General features: G+C 73.3%; 15 protein-coding genes. 3 read left to right on the top strand and 12 right to left on the bottom strand.

Annotated features, from left to right (window positions below; translation table 11 throughout):
* Positions 1-87: 87 nt before the first annotated feature.
* The 10 genes from IFT90_RS00375 to IFT90_RS00330 form a co-directional block, all read right to left on the bottom strand.
* On the bottom strand, positions 88-885 hold the full coding sequence (locus IFT90_RS00375; protein ID WP_192040522.1) for a uroporphyrinogen-III synthase: 798 nt from the start codon (positions 883-885) through the stop codon (positions 88-90).
* Entirely contained in the window at positions 882-1,865 is a 984-nt protein-coding gene (hemC, locus tag IFT90_RS00370; RefSeq protein WP_192040521.1) for a hydroxymethylbilane synthase, read from the bottom strand. Before hemC ends, IFT90_RS00375 begins: the two co-directional genes overlap by 4 nt.
* A gap of 4 nt (positions 1,866-1,869) precedes the next feature.
* Positions 1,870-3,093 carry a ferrochelatase gene (locus IFT90_RS00365; protein ID WP_192040520.1) on the bottom strand — a complete coding sequence of 408 codons (1,224 nt, stop codon included), beginning with the start codon at positions 3,091-3,093 and terminating at the stop codon, positions 1,870-1,872.
* Positions 3,090-3,827, bottom strand: coding sequence for a hydrogen peroxide-dependent heme synthase (gene hemQ / locus IFT90_RS00360; protein WP_192040519.1), 738 nt, complete (start codon positions 3,825-3,827; stop codon positions 3,090-3,092). Before hemQ ends, IFT90_RS00365 begins: the two co-directional genes overlap by 4 nt.
* A gap of 151 nt (positions 3,828-3,978) precedes the next feature.
* Entirely contained in the window at positions 3,979-4,251 is a 273-nt protein-coding gene (locus tag IFT90_RS17220; RefSeq protein ID WP_192040518.1) for a DUF3618 domain-containing protein, read from the bottom strand.
* A gap of 71 nt (positions 4,252-4,322) precedes the next feature.
* Positions 4,323-4,772: a phage holin family protein gene (locus IFT90_RS00350; RefSeq protein ID WP_371741040.1), complete on the bottom strand. Its 450-nt coding sequence runs from the start codon at positions 4,770-4,772 to the stop codon at positions 4,323-4,325.
* A complete protein-coding gene (locus IFT90_RS00345) occupies positions 4,769-5,020 on the bottom strand; it encodes a hypothetical protein (RefSeq protein ID WP_123547434.1) in 252 nt (83 codons plus the stop codon). Before IFT90_RS00345 ends, IFT90_RS00350 begins: the two co-directional genes overlap by 4 nt.
* A gap of 192 nt (positions 5,021-5,212) precedes the next feature.
* A complete protein-coding gene (locus IFT90_RS00340; RefSeq protein WP_371812023.1) occupies positions 5,213-6,592 on the bottom strand; it encodes an NAD(P)/FAD-dependent oxidoreductase in 1,380 nt (459 codons plus the stop codon).
* Positions 6,593-6,605: 13 nt separating this feature from the next.
* On the bottom strand, positions 6,606-7,661 hold the full coding sequence (hemE, locus tag IFT90_RS00335; RefSeq protein WP_192040517.1) for a uroporphyrinogen decarboxylase: 1,056 nt from the start codon (positions 7,659-7,661) through the stop codon (positions 6,606-6,608).
* A 123-nt stretch (positions 7,662-7,784) separates the two neighbouring features.
* Positions 7,785-8,828, bottom strand: a complete 1,044-nt coding sequence (locus tag IFT90_RS00330) for an NADP-dependent oxidoreductase (protein WP_192040516.1) — start codon at positions 8,826-8,828, stop codon at positions 7,785-7,787.
* Positions 8,829-9,005: 177 nt separating this feature from the next.
* Here IFT90_RS00330 and IFT90_RS00325 point away from each other — a divergent pair, with 177 nt between their 5' ends.
* Together IFT90_RS00325 and IFT90_RS00320 are read left to right on the top strand one after the other, a co-directional pair.
* Positions 9,006-10,298, top strand: coding sequence for a glutamyl-tRNA reductase (locus tag IFT90_RS00325; protein WP_192040515.1), 1,293 nt, complete (start codon positions 9,006-9,008; stop codon positions 10,296-10,298).
* A gap of 168 nt (positions 10,299-10,466) precedes the next feature.
* Complete coding sequence (locus IFT90_RS00320; RefSeq protein WP_192040514.1) at positions 10,467-10,874, top strand: NUDIX domain-containing protein; 408 nt, start codon at positions 10,467-10,469, stop codon at positions 10,872-10,874.
* 224 nt (positions 10,875-11,098) lie between these two features.
* Here the strand turns inward: IFT90_RS00320 and IFT90_RS00315 are convergent, their stop codons facing one another.
* Positions 11,099-11,974 (bottom strand): serine hydrolase, encoded by an 876-nt coding sequence (locus tag IFT90_RS00315; protein ID WP_192040513.1) that lies wholly within the window; start codon positions 11,972-11,974, stop codon positions 11,099-11,101.
* A 122-nt stretch (positions 11,975-12,096) separates the two neighbouring features.
* Positions 12,097-14,061, bottom strand: coding sequence for a M13 family metallopeptidase (locus tag IFT90_RS00310; RefSeq protein WP_192040512.1), 1,965 nt, complete (start codon positions 14,059-14,061; stop codon positions 12,097-12,099).
* A gap of 128 nt (positions 14,062-14,189) precedes the next feature.
* On the opposite strand from IFT90_RS00310, the gene IFT90_RS00305 reads away from it, so the two are divergent.
* Entirely contained in the window at positions 14,190-15,455 is a 1,266-nt protein-coding gene (locus IFT90_RS00305) for a uracil-xanthine permease family protein (RefSeq protein ID WP_192040511.1), read from the top strand.
* Positions 15,456-15,457: the final 2 nt, after the last annotated feature.

The following is a 15,457-nucleotide window of genomic DNA, read 5'->3' as shown; positions in this document are numbered from 1 at the left end:
TTCTCGGGTCGTCGATGGTCGTCGATGTCGGGACCCCGGCACGGTCGAGCCGAGGAGGCGCGGTGCGGGCACCGCGGGAGGGTCGCGTCAGCGACCCCCTCCGTACGCGTCGTCGAGGTCGGCCGTGCCGCCCGCGACGGCGTTCTCGACCACCGCCTCCACCAGGGCCGCGGCGGAGCGCGTCTCGGCGATGAGGTGGACGGGCAGCCCGGCCGCACGGGCGTCGAACGCCGTGCGCGGGCCGATGCAGGCGACGACCGTGTTCTCAGGCAGGGGCGCCAGCTGGGCGGCGATCTGCCGTGCGACGCTGCCCGACGTGACGAGCAGCACGCTGATGTCGCCGGAGGCGACGTCGCGCACCACGTCGTCGGTGACGGGCACGCCGACGGTGCGGTACGCCGAGACGAACTCGGCGTCGAAGCCCCGGGCGGACAGGCCGGCGACCAGGGTCGGCTCGGCGATGTCGGACTGGGGCACGAGCACGCGCCCGGCGACGAGCTCCGACGGCCACTCCTTGACGAGGCCGCGGGCGGAGTTGTCGCCCTCGGGGACGAAGTCGACGTGGTAGCCGGCGAGCGTCAGGGCTGCGGCGGTCGTCTCTCCGACGGCCGCGATGCGCGTCGCGGGGATGGGCCGGATCCCGTTGCCGACGAGCACGTCGACGGTCGTGGCGCTGGTGACGACGAGCCACTCGTAGACGCCCGCCTGCAGTCGCGCCAAGGCGGCGGCGAGCAGCTCGGGCGTCTCGGCGGGCGCGAAGTTGATGAGCGGCGCGATGACGGGCGCCGCGCCGTACGAGCGGAGGGACGCCGAGACGCCGTCGCCCCACTTGCCACCGCGCGGCACGAGGACGCGCACGCCCTTGAGCGGCTTGGCGGCGGTCACGACGCGCTCCCCAGGGGGTCCCCGCCCGAGGGCCCGCCGCCGATGGGCGCGAGCTCGGCCGCGCCGAGCTCGAGCAGCTCGTCCACGACGCGGCCGGCCACCTCGTGGACGTCGGCGAGCTGGGCCGTGACGGGCCCCTCCTCGAGCGACACCGCGTGCGACGAGCTGATGCGGCGCGAGCCGTCGGGGCTGTAGACCGTGGCGCTGAGCAGCAGCAGGCCGGCGTCGACGACGGCGGTCGCGCCGATGGGCGCCGAGCAGCCGGCCTCGAGCCCGGCGAGCACCTCGCGCTCGGCGGTGACGACGAGACGGGTCTCGACGTGCTCGATGGCTCGGAGCCCACGGGCCAGGTCGTCGCTGGGGTCGCCCTCGCGCACCTCGACCGCGAGCGCTCCCTGGCCGGGGGCGCTGGGCCACGGGCCGAGGCCGAGCAGGTCGGTCACCGAGGTCGAGCGGCCGAGACGGCCGAGGCCGGCGGCGGCGAGCACGACGGCGTCCAGGTCGTCCTCGAGGCGACGGAGGCGGGTGTCGACGTTGCCGCGGATCGGCACGACCTCGAGGTCGGGACGCCGGGCGAGCAGCTGGGCCACGCGACGCGGCGAGCCGGTGCCGACCTTCGCGCCCTGCGGCAGCGTCTCGAGGGTGAGGCCGTCACGGGCGCAGAGCGCGTCGCGGGCGTCGGCCCGGCCCGGGATCGCCCCGATGTGCAGACCCGGGTGGGAGGCGGTCGGCAGGTCCTTGAGGGAGTGCACCAGCACGTCGCACTCGTCGGCGAGCAGCGCCTCGCGCAGCGCGCTCGCGAACACGCCCGTGCCGCCGAGCGAGAGCGACTCGCCCGTCGCCTGGGTGCGGTCGCCCTCGGTGTGCACGCGGACGAGCTCGACGTCGTGGCCGGTCGCGGCCGCGAGGCGCTCGGCGACCGTGGTGGACTGCGCGACGGCCAGCGCGCTGGCCCGGGTGCCTACTCGGAGTGTCGCCACGCTCCTACGGCACCAATCCCGAGACGGCGGGCTTGAACCCGAGGCGCACGTTCTCGCAGCAGCCCGGGCGGCACACGTCGTACCAGGGCCCGATGTCGGTGAGGTGCGGACGGTCGTCGACGGGCGTGCCCTCGACGCGCTCGAGGACGAGGTCGACGAGGCCGGTCACGTAGTTCGGGTCGATGCCGGGGGTGGGGGTGCGCGTGGCCCAGAAGCCGTTCTTCTCGCTGGTCTCGAGCGCCTCCTCGTCGAGGTCCCACATGACCTCCATGTGGTCGCTCACGAAGCCGAGCGGCACGATGACGACGGCACGCGTCGGGCCGCCGGCGAGGTCGTCGATGGCGTCGTTGATGTCGGGCTCGAGCCACGGCATCGAGGGCGGGCCGCTGCGCGACTGGTAGACGAGCTGCCACGGCACGGTGGTGCCGCCGCCGGCGGGCAGGTCGAGCCCGAGACCGGCCTCGGCCGCGGCCATGACGACCTCGGCGACGGCCTTGTGCTGGGCCGCGTACGCGCCCTCGTCGTCGAAGCCGCGCGCCTCGGGACCGCTGCGGGCGGCGTCGGTCGACGGGATCGAGTGCGTCGCGAAGAGCACCTGCACCTCGGTCGCGAGGTCGAGGTCGGCGTTCTCAGCGCGGGCCTTCTCGAGGCCCTCGCGCACGCCGTCGATGAACGGCTGGACGAAGCCGGGGTGGTCGAAGAACTGACGCACCTTGTCGATCATGATCTTGCCCTCGAGCCCGGTGGCCTCGAGCGCCATCGCGAAGTCCTCGCGGTACTGGCGGCACGAGCTGTAGGACGAGTAGGCGCTGGTCGCGACCGCGATGAGCTTGGTGAAGCCGCGCTCGTCAGCCTCGCGCACGGCGTCGGCCATGTACGGGTCCCAGTTGCGGTTGCCCCAGATCACGGGCAGGTCGATGCCGCGCCGCGACAGCTCGCCCTCGAGGGCGGCCTTGAGCTCGCGGTTGTGCTCGTTGATGGGGCTGACGCCGCCGAAGTGGCGGTAGTGCGTCGCGACCTCCTCCAGGCGCTCCTCGGGGATGCCGCGGCCGCGCGTGACGTTGCGGAGGAACGGGATGACGTCGTCCTGGCCCTCGGGCCCGCCGAAGCCGGCGAGGAGGATCGCGTCGTAGTCGGTGGGCACGCTGACGTGCTCGGGCCCCTGCGCTGCGGCGGGGGTGGCAGCCCGGACGAGCTGGCCGTTGGTGATGCCGGTGGTGTCGGTCACGACAGGACCTCGATGATCTCGGTGGTGGTGATGCGACGGCCCGTGTAGAACGGGATCTCCTCGCGGACGTGTCGGCGGGCCTCGGTGTAGCGGAGGTCGCGCATGAGGTCGACGAGCTGCACGAGCTCGGGAGCCTCGAGGGCCAGGATCCACTCGTAGTCGCCGAGGGAGAAGCTGGCCACCGTGTTGGTGAGCACGGCGCGGTGCTCGGAGCCCTGCTTGCCGTGGTCGGCGAGCATCTGACGGCGCTCGGCCTCGGGCAGCAGGTACCACTCGTAGCTGCGGACGAAGGGGTAGACCGTGAGCCACGCCTCCGGTTCTTTGCCGCGCATGAACGCGGGGCTGTGGCTCCGCGAGAACTCGGCGTCGCGGTGCATGCCCATCGCGTTCCAGGTCGGCAGCAGGCCGCCGAGGACGTCGGTGCGCAGGAGGCGGCGGTACGCCGACTGGATCGCCTCGGGGACCTCGCCGTGCAGCCAGATCATGACGTCGGCGTCGGCCCGGAGGGCGCTGACGTCGTAGAAGCCGCGGACGACCACGCCCTCGGAGGCGAGGGCCTCGACGAGCTCGTCGAGCTGCGCGACGTCCTCGTGCTCGGGGGCGTACGGGTTCTGGGGGTCGCGTCGGAGGACTGCCCAGAGGGTGTACCCGAGGCGCTCGGCGCCGGGGCGCTCGGCAGGAGGGGAATCGGACGTCGGCAGCTCGGGGACTGGCGAGTCGGCGCTGTGACTCATGGAGCCATTCTCCACCTGTGCGGGCTGGGAGCCCAACCAGGTTGCGACGTCGTCGAGCGATCTCCGGCCGGTCGCCCGGGGGCCGTCCGGCGGGGGCCGTCGGACGGGCTCGCGGCCGGGCTGTCGGTCAGGGCGACCGGACGGCCGCCGGTCAGCGCGACCGGACGGCCGCGACGACGACGCCCGCGAGCGCCAGCGCGGCGACGCCGGCACCCGCGACCCAGGGCAGCGGGTCGCGCGAGAACGACGACTTCGCGCGGTGGCCCGCGATCCCGAGCTGCTTGGGGACGTTGAGCTTGTCCTCGAGCTCGTTGAGCGTGGCGGCCAGCTCGGCACGGGTGCGGTCGATGTGGGCCTGGATGTCGCTGCCGTCGGCCTTGTCGGCCTTGTCGCTGCTGTCGTTCTTGGCGGTGCTGTCGCTCACGGGGTCTCCGATCGGTGCGGGCGGGGAGGAGGGGTCGAGCGGGGCTCGCAGGGAGTCGCGGAGGCGGCGGCTCAGAACTCGGTGACGTCGTGCCCCGGGATGGTCCCGACGCCCTTGACGGCCTTGAGGTCGCGCTTGAGGCTCGCGATCGTCTTCTCCGGCACGGCCGGGAGGCCCTTCTTGATGCTCCTGTAGCCGAGGAACGCCAGCAGGGCGGCGACGACGAGGAGCACGAAGGCCACGATCAGCGCCGACAGCCAGCCGGGCAGCCAGATCGCGATCAACAGGACGATGCCCGTGAGCAGCACCCCGAGCATGGCGAAGACGAAGACCAGCGCGCCGACGAGGAACCCCGCGCCGATGCCGAAGGCCTTGAGCGTGCCGATGATCTCGTACTTGAGCAGGGCGAGCTCGCCCTTGACGAGGTCGGTGACCAGGCTCGGGACGTCCTGGACCAGGGCGAAGAACGAGCGCGACTTCGAGCCGCGTCGGACCTTGTCGCTCCGGGTGGAGTCGGTCACTTCTTCTTCTTCCCGCCTCCGACGGCCTTGACGGCCACCGTCTTCACGCCGTTGACGACCGCGTCGACCGCGTCGGCGGCCTTGGCGCCCGCGAAGTCCTCGGCCTTGACGACCTGCCGCTGCACGGCGCGGCTGTTCCACAGCTTCGACGAGTTCGCGGCGATCTGCTCGTAGCGCTCGTGGCCGGCGCGAGCGCCCAGCACGAATCCGACGGCTGCTCCGGCGACGAAGATCAATTTGCCTCGCATGTCGCTCCATTCATGTGTGGGGGCGCACGGACCGGTGCCCGATGCGCTGTCCCAATGTAGCCCGGTGCCGCCCGCCGCCGCCCGGACGCGCCCGTGCTCGGCCGCCGCGCCGCTCGAGTTGCCCCGAACGGTCGCCCAGGGCCCTCGCACCCGACCGTTCGGGGCAAGTCGACCACGAGCGAGCGCGAGTGGTCAGCGGGCGACGAGCTCGGCGGCGACGCGACGCGCGTGGGCGATCACGGCGGCGAGCCCCCGACCGGCCACGGCGCCGCCGACGCGGACGACGCCGTCGGGCAGGGACGAGGAGGCGCCCGCCGCCTCCTGCGGGAGGGGCGCGGACCACTCGACGCGCGCCGCGTCCTCGACCGTGGCGGGGTCGAGCGACAGCCCGAGCAGCACCGACGCGTCGGCGAGCGCCGTGGAGCGCAGGTCGTCGTCGCTCGTGGCCGCCGTGACGACCGGGGAGTCGTAGCTGAGCCGGAGGACGTGCCGACCGTCGGCCCGCTCCGCGAGCCACGGCCACTTCGCCGTCGCGTGGGTGAGCGCCTTGGCGCGCACGCCGTCGGCGCCGGGCGCGACGAGCACCCCGGTGCCGCGGGGCGCCGCGTCGAGGCGGTCGTCGCGCAGCACGAGCGTGGCCAACGTGATGAGTCCTGCAGCGTGGGCGGGTCGTCCGCCGAGCACGCGTCCTGCGCCGTCGCCGACCGCGAGCACGACGACGTCGGCCTCGAGGCGCTCGGGTGTCGCCCCGTGCTCGTCGTGCGCGACGTCGTCGCTGCCGGTCAGCGTCACCGAGCGGGCGTCGAGCACGGCGACGTGGGCGCCGAGCCGCACCTCGACGCCGAGGCGGTCGAGCTCGGCGACCAGCGCCTCCGCCAGGCTGGCCATGCCGCCGCGCAGCCCGGCGACCGCGGACCCCGCCGGCACGAGCGCGCGCACGCTGAGGACGGCCGCGGCCAGCGAGCCCTCCCGCCGCAGCGCCGCCCGGAGGCCGGGGGCGACCCGGTCGACGGAGAGCAGGTCGGGGTGCACGGAGTGGACCCCGCCGATGATCGGGGTGACGAGCCGGTCGAGCACGGCGTCGCCCATCCGGACGCGGACGAGGCCGCCGACCGAGGTCTCGTCGGCGCCGACGTCGCCCGCCGCCGCGTCGAGCCGCGCCGCCTCGGCCGTGCCCGCCGCGCCGACGACCGCGACGACGTCGTCGGCCGTCAGGTCGCCGGGGATGCCGAGCAGGCCCGTGCGGGGCAGGGGGAAGGCCTGTCCGGCGCCGTGCTGCACCCAGGCCCCGCGCGGGTCGGGCAGCACGACGTCGCCGCCGAGCCCGAGCGCGTCGAGGTACGCCTGCACCGTGCCGCCGCGCGTCGCGAAGCTCTCGGCGCCGGCGTCGAGGGGCAGGCCGCCGACGACGTGGCGGCCGACCTCGCCGCCGAGCCGGTCCGAGGCCTCGACGAGCGTGACGGCGACGCCGGCCGCCGCGAGGTCGCGCGCGACGACGAGGCCGGCGACGCCGCCGCCCACCACGAGCGCACGCTGCGTGGCCGCCCCGGAGGAGCGGGTCGCCTCGGTCACGGTCGCGCGCCTCCTACAGGGTGTGGGCCAGCGCGACGATGCGGGTCAGCACGTCGGGGTCGGTGTCGGGTCCGACGCCGTGGCCGAGGTTGAGGACGTGCGCAGGTGCGGCACGGCCACGGCGGACGACCTCGCGGACGTGCGCCTCGAGCACCGGCCACGGCGCCTGCAGCATCGCGGGGTCGATGTTGCCCTGGACGGGCACGTCGCCGCCGAGTCGCCGCGAGGCCTCGTCGAGCGGGATGCGCCAGTCGACCCCGACGGCGTCGACCCCGACGCCGTGCATGGCGCTCAGCACCTCGCCGCTGCCGACGCCGAAGTGGATGGTCGGGACGTCGAGGTCGGCGACGTGCGACAGCGCGCGGGCCGAGAACGGCGCCACGTGCTGCTCGTAGTCGGACAGCGACAGGCTGCCGACCCACGAGTCGAAGAGCTGGGCGGCGCTGGCCCCGGCGAGCACCTGGGCTCGGAGGAACGCCCCGGTCACGTCGGCGGCCCAGCCGAGCAGGGCCTGCCAGGTCTCGGGGTCGCTGTGCATGAGGGCGCGGGCGCGGATGTGGTCCTTCGACGGGCCGCCCTCGACGAGGTAGGCCGCCAGCGTGAAGGGGGCGCCGGCGAAACCGATCAGGGGGGTGTTGCCCAGCTCGGCCACGGTGCGGGCGACGCCCTCGGCGATCGGGGCCAGCGCCTCCTGCTCGAGGGGACGCAGCGCGGCGACGTCGTCGGGCGTGCGGATCGGCTGGTCGAGCACGGGACCGCGCCCGGCGACGATGTCGACGCCGACCCCCGCGAGCTTGATCGGCACGACGATGTCGCTGAAGAAGATGCCGGCGTCGACGCCGTGCCGACGGACGGGCTGCAGGGTGATCTCGCTCGAGAGCGCCGGGTCTAGGCAGGCGTCGAGCATCGCCGTGCCGACGCGCAGCGCGCGGTACTCGGGCAGCGAGCGGCCGGCCTGGCGCATGAACCAGACGGGCAGCACCTCGGGCCGGTCGCCGCGCAGGGCACGGACGAGGGACGAGGAGGCGGTGCGGCCGGAGAGGAGCGGGTGCGTGTCGGGCAGGGTCACGTGCCCCAGTGTCCCACCCGCCCGCTGGGCGGCGCCGGGATCGAGGTGACGCGGCCGAGGGGTGCGCGTCGGACGCACTCCCTCGGAGCGTCACCTCGATGTCAGCTCGAGGTCAGACCGAGGTCAGACCGCGACGACCATCTTGCCGACGTTCTCGCCGCGCATCAGGCCGGTGAACGCGTCGAAGGCCGAGTGGATGCCCTCGACGACGGTCTCGTCGTGCACGACCTCGCCGGCCGCGAGCCACGGGCCCATCTCGGCCTGGAACGCCGGAGCGACGTGGCGGTAGTTCCCGAGCGTGAAGCCCTTGAGCATCAGGCCGCGGGTCACGATGTTCGTGGTGCCGGTGATGCCGACGGGCGCGCCGGTCGCGTTGTAGCCGGCGATCGAGCCGCAGAGCGCTGCCCGGCCGCCGTCCTTGAAGCTGGCCAGCGCGGCCGACAGGTGGTCGCCTCCGACGTTGTCGAAGTAGAGGTCGATGCCGTCGGGCGCGGCCTCGGCCAGCAGCTCGGCGACGTCGCCGTCCTTGTAGTTGAACGCGGCGTCGAAGCCGTACTTCGAGGTGAGCAGCGCGACCTTCTCGGCGCTGCCGGCACTGCCGACCACGCGGGAGGCGCCCTTGAGACGGGCGATCTGGCCGACCATCGTGCCGACCGCGCCCGCGGCGCCCGAGACGAAGACGACGTCGCCCTCGCGGATGCCCGCGATCTCGGTCAGCCCGACGTAGGCCGTGAGGCCGGTGAGGCCGAGCACGCCGAGGTAGGCGGAGAGCTCGACGCCGGGCGCCGGCTCGACGGCCCGGAACGACGAGGAGGCGCCCTGCGCGACGTCGCGCCAACCCAGGTCGTGCTGCACCACGGTGCCGACGGGCAGGTCGTCGGAGGCGGACTCGACGACCCGGCCGATCGCGCCGCCGGTCATCGTCTCGCCGAGGGCGAAGGGCGGCACGTACGACTTCACGTCGTTCATCCGGCCGCGCATGTACGGGTCGACCGAGAGGAACTCGTTGGCCACGCGCACCTCGCCCGCCGCGAGCGCGGGCAGCTCGACCTCGACCTCGCGGACGTCGTCGGTGGTCGGCTCGCCGTGCGGGCGGGCGACGAGCTGCCACTGCGTGCTGGTGGCGGCGCTGCCGGCGTCGGTGGTGCGGGTGGTGCCTTCGGTCATGGTGGTGCTCCTCTGGTCGTGCGGGGCCCCGGTGATGCGAGGCCGTCTGCCAGGCTGACAGGCGCCTCCTGAACGCGCGCTGCAGAATGTGCAGCCTGTGCACGGATCGCCTGTGCACAGCCTCGACATCGAGGCAACCCCCGGGTTCGACCGGCGCATGAGAGTTATCATCGACGGGTGCTCATCTGCCTCACGGCGTCCCACCGGAACGCCAGCTTCGACCTCCTCGAGAAGTTGAGCATCGGCGCACCCTCCGCGGCGAGCACGCTGGTCGACGCGAACGACTTCGTGGGCGGGGCAGTCGTGCTCGCGACCTGCAACCGGTTCGAGGCCTACGTCGACGTGGAAGAGCCGCTGACGGCCGCCGCCTCCGTCGCGGTCGAGGCCACCATCAGCACCATGAGCGAGGCCAGCGGCATCGAGGCCGACGAGATGCGCGACAACGTCCGCGTCATCACCGGCGACGAGGTCGTCGAGCACTTGTTCGCCGTGAGCTCGGGCCTCGAGTCGGTCGTCATCGGCGAGGACGAGATCTCGGGCCAGGTCCGCCGGGCCCTCGAGGCCGCCCGCATGCGCGGCACGACGTCGCGTGACCTCGAGCGGCTGTTCCAGAAGGCGTCCCAGACCTCGCGCGGGGTCAAGAACCGCACCAACGTCGGCGGAGCCGGGCGCTCGCTCGTCCGCCTCGCCCTCGAGCTCGCCTCGTCGCGGGTGACCGACTGGTCGCAGGCGCGCGTGCTCATCGTCGGCACCGGCCAGTACGCCGCCACCACCGTGGCCGCGCTGCGCGACCGGGGCGCGGCCGAGCTCGCCGTGTTCTCGGCGTCGGGCCGCGCCTCCTGGTTCGGGCTCAAGCACGACCTGCGCCCCTTCGACGACCTGGCCGAGGCCATCTCGTGGAGCGACGTGCTCATCACCTGCACCTCGACCACCGAGCCCGTCGTCGTGCCCGAGGTCGTCGACGCCTCGCGCCGCCTCGTCATCGACCTCGGCCTGCCCCGCAACGTCGACCCCCTCGTCGCCCGCGTGCCCGGGGTCGAGCTTCTCGACCTCGAGACCATCAGCCTGCACGCCCCGATGGCCGAGCTGACCGCCGCCGACGACGCCCGCGCACTCGTCTCGAGCGCCGCCGCCGAGTTCCACGCCGTCGCGGCCGAGCAGTCGCTCACCCCGGCCGTCGTCGCGCTGCGCCGCCACGTCTTCTACCTGCTCGACGCCGAGATCGAGCGCGCCCGGTCGCGCGGCGACTCGTCCGAGCGCACGGAGTCGGCGCTGCGCCACCTGGCCGGCGTGCTGCTGCACACCCCGTCGGTCCGGGCCCGCGAGCTCGCCCGCGAGGGACGCGGCGAGGAGTTCCGCGACGGCCTCGAGTCGCTGTTCGGCCTGACGGACACCCGGGCCGCCGCCGTCGAGCCAGCCGTGCTGCGCCCTGCCGACGACGAGCGGCTGCGCCACCGCGACGTCGGCTGAGCCTCCCCTCGCACCTCCGCTCTGCCCTGCTCTTCCTACGCGTAGTCTGCGCGTGATCCGGTGGTGAGGGCCTCGAGACAGCAGCAAGTCGGGGTGCGCCAGCGCAGAACACTCGCGTCTTGAGGGGCGTGTCGCGAGCACGGCTCCGTGATGCCCGAGGATGGGGGGATGGACCCGATCGTCGTCAGTGCCCTCGTGCTGGTGCGCGACCGGCGCCTCCTCATGGTCATGGCTCGCGGACGCGACGTGCTCTACCTCCCCGGCGGCAAGCAGGAGGCAGGCGAGACCGGCGAGGACGCCCTCGTCCGCGAGACCCGCGAGGAGGTCGGCCTCGAGCTCGACCGCTCGTCGCTCCGCGAGCTCGGCACCGTCCGGACCCAGGCCCACGGCGAGCCCGAGGGGCGCGAGGTGCACATGCGCCTCTGGTCGGCGAGGCCGACGGACGCCGGAGCCGAACCGTCTCCCTCGGGCGAGATCGGCGCGCTGCACTGGGTCACGTCGGCGGACGCGCACCGGTGCCCTCCAGCCGGCGTCGAGACCCTGCGCGTCGTGGTCGAGCTCGACCTGATCGACTGAGCTGCGCTCGCCCCCGGGCCCCTGCCGCAGCTGCTGCCGCTGCCGCTGCCGCTGCCGCTGCCGCTGCAGAATCCGACCTCGAGTGCTGCAACAACGGGAATTCCCCGTATTGCACAGCCCTCTAGGGCAGAACGCTCGGCATTTGCTGGTCGGCATTTGCTGGTCGGGATCTGCCGGGCGGCACCTGCGAGACGGGAGCGGAGCGGGCGGGCGGGCCGACCGCGCTAGCGGACGCGTGCGAGCAGGTCGACGCCGACCGCTCGGGCCGCGGCGAGCACCCGGAGGCGGCGCTCGAGCGTGAGGTCGTCGAACGTCACCGTCACGGCGTAGGCCACGCCGCCCAGCGGCCCGCGCAGCACCCCGAGCTCGGAACGGACACCGCGGTCGCTGCCCACCGCGTTGACGAGCTGCAGGTCGTGGTCGGTCCGGCGGTGCGACACGGGGTCGAGGCCGAGGGGCGCCGCGACGAACGACAGGTCGACCCCGAGCGACAGCCAGCCGAGCACCCGGCTGCTGACCGCGGACCCGACCACCTGCCCCTGCGCGAGCAGGGCCGTCAGCTGGGCGAGTTCCCGGGTCGAGCCGACGGAGGGGGCAGGCGCGTCGTCGGGACCGCGCTCGGACCGGATCTCGTCGAGCAGTGCGGTGTTGCGCATGCCCAGGTCGTCGGCCCTGGCCCGGACCGCCTCGAGCCCGACCCTGGCGAGCAGCGCGTTGACGGCGGCGGGGTCGCGCACGGCCCCGACGAGGGCTGCCGCGTCGGTGACGGCCAGCCGACGTCGCTGCAGGTACGACCAGATGCCGCCGCCGCCGAGGGCCGCCCGGCTGCCCGGACCGGCGATGCGCTCGAGCTCGTCGAGGGCGCCGAGCTGACCTGCCTCGATCTGCGCGCTGACCTCGATCAGCAGCAGCACCGCTCCGAGCTGGCCGACGGGCAGCACGACGCGGTCGTCGACGGCGAGCAGCTCGGTGCCGTCATCGAGGTCCCAGACCGACGCCGAGACCCGCACGCCCTCGGCCGCGAGGTCGCCCAGGGCCGTCAGCGCGCGCCCGAGACCGGCCGGCGGCGAGGGCGGCGCGTGCCGCCCTGCCTCGACCACCTCGTCCGCCCGGCTGCTGTGTCGACCGGACCGGCCACCCCGACCCGGCACACCCTGACCGGGCAGCCCCTCATGGCCGGGCAGTCCCTCCTGGCCGATCGGGCCCTCCGCGGGCGGCACGGCTACCAGATCGTGACGCGCTGCTCGGCGGGGAGCCAGAGCGCGTCGGACTCCGTCAGCTCGAACGCGTCGTAGAAGTCGTCGATGTTGCGCACGATCTGGTTGCAGCGGAACTCGTTGGGCGAGTGCGGGTCGATCGACAGCAGCCGGATCGCCTCCTCGTCGCGGAGCTTGATCTGCCACGCCTGCGCCCAGCTGAGGAAGAAGCGCTGCGCCCCCGTCATCCCGTCGATCACCGGCGCCTCGGCGCCGTCGAGCGAGATCAAGTACGCGTCGTAGGCGATGGACAGCCCGCCGAGGTCGCCGATGTTCTCGCCGATCGTGAGCGCGCCGTTGACGTGGTGCTCGGGCACCTGTGCCGGGGCGAGGGCGTCGTACTGCGAGATGAGCGAGGTCGTGAGGCGCTCGAAGGCCTCGCGGTCCGCCGGCGTCCACCAGTCGGTGAGCTTGCCGTCGCCGTCGTACTTCGAGCCCTGGTCGTCGAAGCCGTGGCCGATCTCGTGCCCGATCACGGCACCGATGGCGCCGTAGTTGGCCGCGGCGTCGCGGCTCGCGTCGAAGAAGGGGAACTGGAGGATGGCCGCGGGGAACACGATCTCGTTGAAGCCGGGGTTGTAGTACGCGTTGATGGTCTGCGGCGTCATGAACCACTCGTCGCGGTCGATCGGCTGGCCGATCTTGCCCAGCTCGCGGTCGAAGCCGACGACGGCCGAGGCGCGGACGTTGCCGACGAGGTCGCCGGGGTCGACCTCGAGGGCCGAGTAGTCGCGCCACTTCACGGGGAAGCCGATCTTGGGCGTGAACTTCTCGAGCTTGTCGAGGGCGCGCGCCCGCGTCTCGTCGGTCATCCACGACAGGTCGGCGATGCTGCGACGGTAGGCCTCGACGAGGTTCTCGACCAGCACGTCCATCGCCTCCTTCGCCTCGGGCGCGAAGTGGCGCTCGACGTAGATGCGGCCGACGGCCTCGCCCATGGCGCCCTCGACGAACGAGACGCCGCGCTTCCAGCGGGCCCGCTGCACGGGGGTGCCCGTCAGGGTGCGCCCGTAGAAGTCGAAGTTCGCCTCGACGAAGGCCGACGACAGGTACGCGGCGAACGAGCGGACGACCTGCCAGCGCAGCCAGTCCTGCCAGGCCGGGAGGTGCTCGTCGGTCATCAGCCCGGCGAGGCCCGTCACGAACGAGGGCTCGCGCACGACGACCTCGTCGAACACGCCGGCGGGCGCGCCCACCGCGACGCGCCACACGTCGAGGTCGACGCCCTCGGCGAGCGCGGCCGCCTCGGACCACGGCAGCAGGTTGTAGGTCGCGTCGCTGTCGCGGGTGGCGACGTTGTCCCAGTGGTGCGACGCGATGGCGGTCTCGAGCTGCATCACGCGTGACGCCCGCTCGTCGGCGTCGTCGAGGCCCGCGAGTCCCAGCATGCGCGAGACGAAGGCCACGTAGGAGGTGCGGATCGCCTCGCTCTTCTCCTCGCGGTAGTAGGACTCGTCGGGCAGCCCCAGGCCGCCCTGCTCGACCTGCACGACGTACCGCGTGGGGTCGCCCGGGTCGTTGTCGACGAAGAGCTGGACGAAGCTCGCGACGCCCTGCTTCTCGAAGGCGCCGACGAGGCGGAGCAGCCCGGGCACGTCGTCGACGGACGCGACCGTCTCGAGGAGCGGGCGCAGCGGCTCGGCGCCGAGCGCCTCCACCCGGGCCTCGTCGGTGAAGCTGGTGAACAGGTCGCCGACCTTGCGGGCCTCGGTGCCCGGCTCGGCCGACTGCGACTCGTGCACGATGTCGCGGACCGCCGCCTCCGCCTCTTCTGCGAGGAGGTAGAAGGAGCCGTAGCGCGCCTTGTCGTCGGGGATCTCGGTCCGCTCGATCCACCGCCCGTTGACGTGGCGGAACAGGTCGTCCTGAGGGCGCACGCCCGGGTCGAGCTCGTCGGTGGTGATGCCGGAGGACAGCGCGTCGGTCGTCATGTCCGTCAGCCTAGGCGGGGCCGGCGACGCCGCGCCCGACGCGGCAGGGCCTGTGCAGAGCGCCCTGCCCCTCCACAGGCGCGGTGCAGGAAACGAGCAGGAAACAGCGCGCCGCTACAGTTCTGCCCATGGCACTCCCCTGGGCACTGCACGGCGACGGCAAGACGGTCGACTCCACCGAGATCGTCGCCCCGGAGGAGCGGCTCACCTGGCCGCGCACCATCGGCCTGGGTGGTCAGCACGTCGTCGCCATGTTCGGCGCGACGTTCCTCGTGCCGATCATCACGGGCTTCCCGCCGAGCACGACCCTGCTCTTCTCGGGCATCGGCACGCTGCTGTTCCTCATCATCACGAAGAACAAGCTGCCGAGCTACCTCGGCTCGTCGTTCGCGTTCCTCGCGCCCATCGGCGCCGCGACGGCGGTCGGCGGGATCCCGCTCGCGCTCAGCGGGATCATCGTCGTCGGCGCCCTGCTGGCGATCGTCGGCGTCGTCGTGCACCTCGCCGGCACGCGCTGGATCAACGCCCTGCTCCCCCCGGTGGTCAGCGGTGCCATCGTCGCCCTGATCGGCTTCAACCTGGCGCCCGCGGCGCGCGACAACTTCGCGCAGGCGCCGCTCACCGCCGTCATCACGCTCGCCGCCGTCGTGCTCAGCGCCGTGCTCTTCAAGGGCCTCCTCGGCCGCCTGTCGATCTTCGTCGGCGTCGTCGTCGGCTACGTCGCCGCCGTGCTGCTCGGCGAGGTCGACTTCAGCGCCGTCGGCGATGCCGCCTGGATCGGGCTGCCGACCTTCACGGCGCCCGCGTTCGACCTGGCCCAGCTGCCGATCTACCTCGGGTTCCTGCCCGTCGTGCTCGCCCTCATCGCCGAGAACGTCGGCCACGTGAAGGGCGTCGGGCAGCTGACGAAGCGCGACCTCGACCCGCTGACCGGCCGTGCCCTCTTCGCCGACGGCCTGAGCACCGTGCTCGCCGGTCTCGGCGGCGGCTCGGCGACCACCACCTACGGCGAGAACATCGGCGTGATGAGCGCCACGCGCGTGTTCTCGACCGCCGCCTACTGGGTCGCGGGCGTCGTCGCGATCCTCCTCGGCCTCTCGCCCAAGATCGGCGCCGTGATCTTCACCATCCCGCCGGGGGTCCTCGGCGGCGTGACGACGGCGCTGTACGGCCTGATCGGCGTCATCGGCATCCGCATCTGGGTCGAGAACAAGGTCGACTTCAGCCGCCCGAAGAACCAGCTGACGGCCGGCGTCGCCCTGATCATGGGCATCGCCGACTTCACCTTCGCGCTCGGCGGCGCGAGCTTCGGGGGCATCATCCTCGGCACCGTCGCCGCGATCGTCGTCTACCACCTGATGACCGTGGTCGGCCGCCTCCGCGGCACCGACTAGAC

Source organism: Frigoribacterium sp. CFBP 8766 (assembly GCF_014841435.1).
Taxonomy (GTDB): domain Bacteria; phylum Actinomycetota; class Actinomycetes; order Actinomycetales; family Microbacteriaceae; genus Frigoribacterium.
The sequence above is the reverse complement of the archived record's forward strand: the minus strand, read 5'-3'. Positions and strand labels throughout refer to the sequence as shown.

Coding starts and splice junctions, on each gene's coding strand:
- IFT90_RS00345 (WP_123547434.1), bottom strand. CDS start 5,020: ATGCGAGGCAAATTGATCTTCGTCGCCGGAGCAGCCGTCGGATTCGTG.
- IFT90_RS00310 (WP_192040512.1), bottom strand. CDS start 14,061: ATGACGACCGACGCGCTGTCCTCCGGCATCACCACCGACGAGCTCGAC.
- IFT90_RS00320 (WP_192040514.1), top strand. CDS start 10,467: ATGGACCCGATCGTCGTCAGTGCCCTCGTGCTGGTGCGCGACCGGCGC.
- IFT90_RS00330 (WP_192040516.1), bottom strand. CDS start 8,828: ATGACCGAAGGCACCACCCGCACCACCGACGCCGGCAGCGCCGCCACC.
- hemQ (WP_192040519.1), bottom strand. CDS start 3,827: ATGAGTCACAGCGCCGACTCGCCAGTCCCCGAGCTGCCGACGTCCGAT.
- IFT90_RS00305 (WP_192040511.1), top strand. CDS start 14,190: ATGGCACTCCCCTGGGCACTGCACGGCGACGGCAAGACGGTCGACTCC.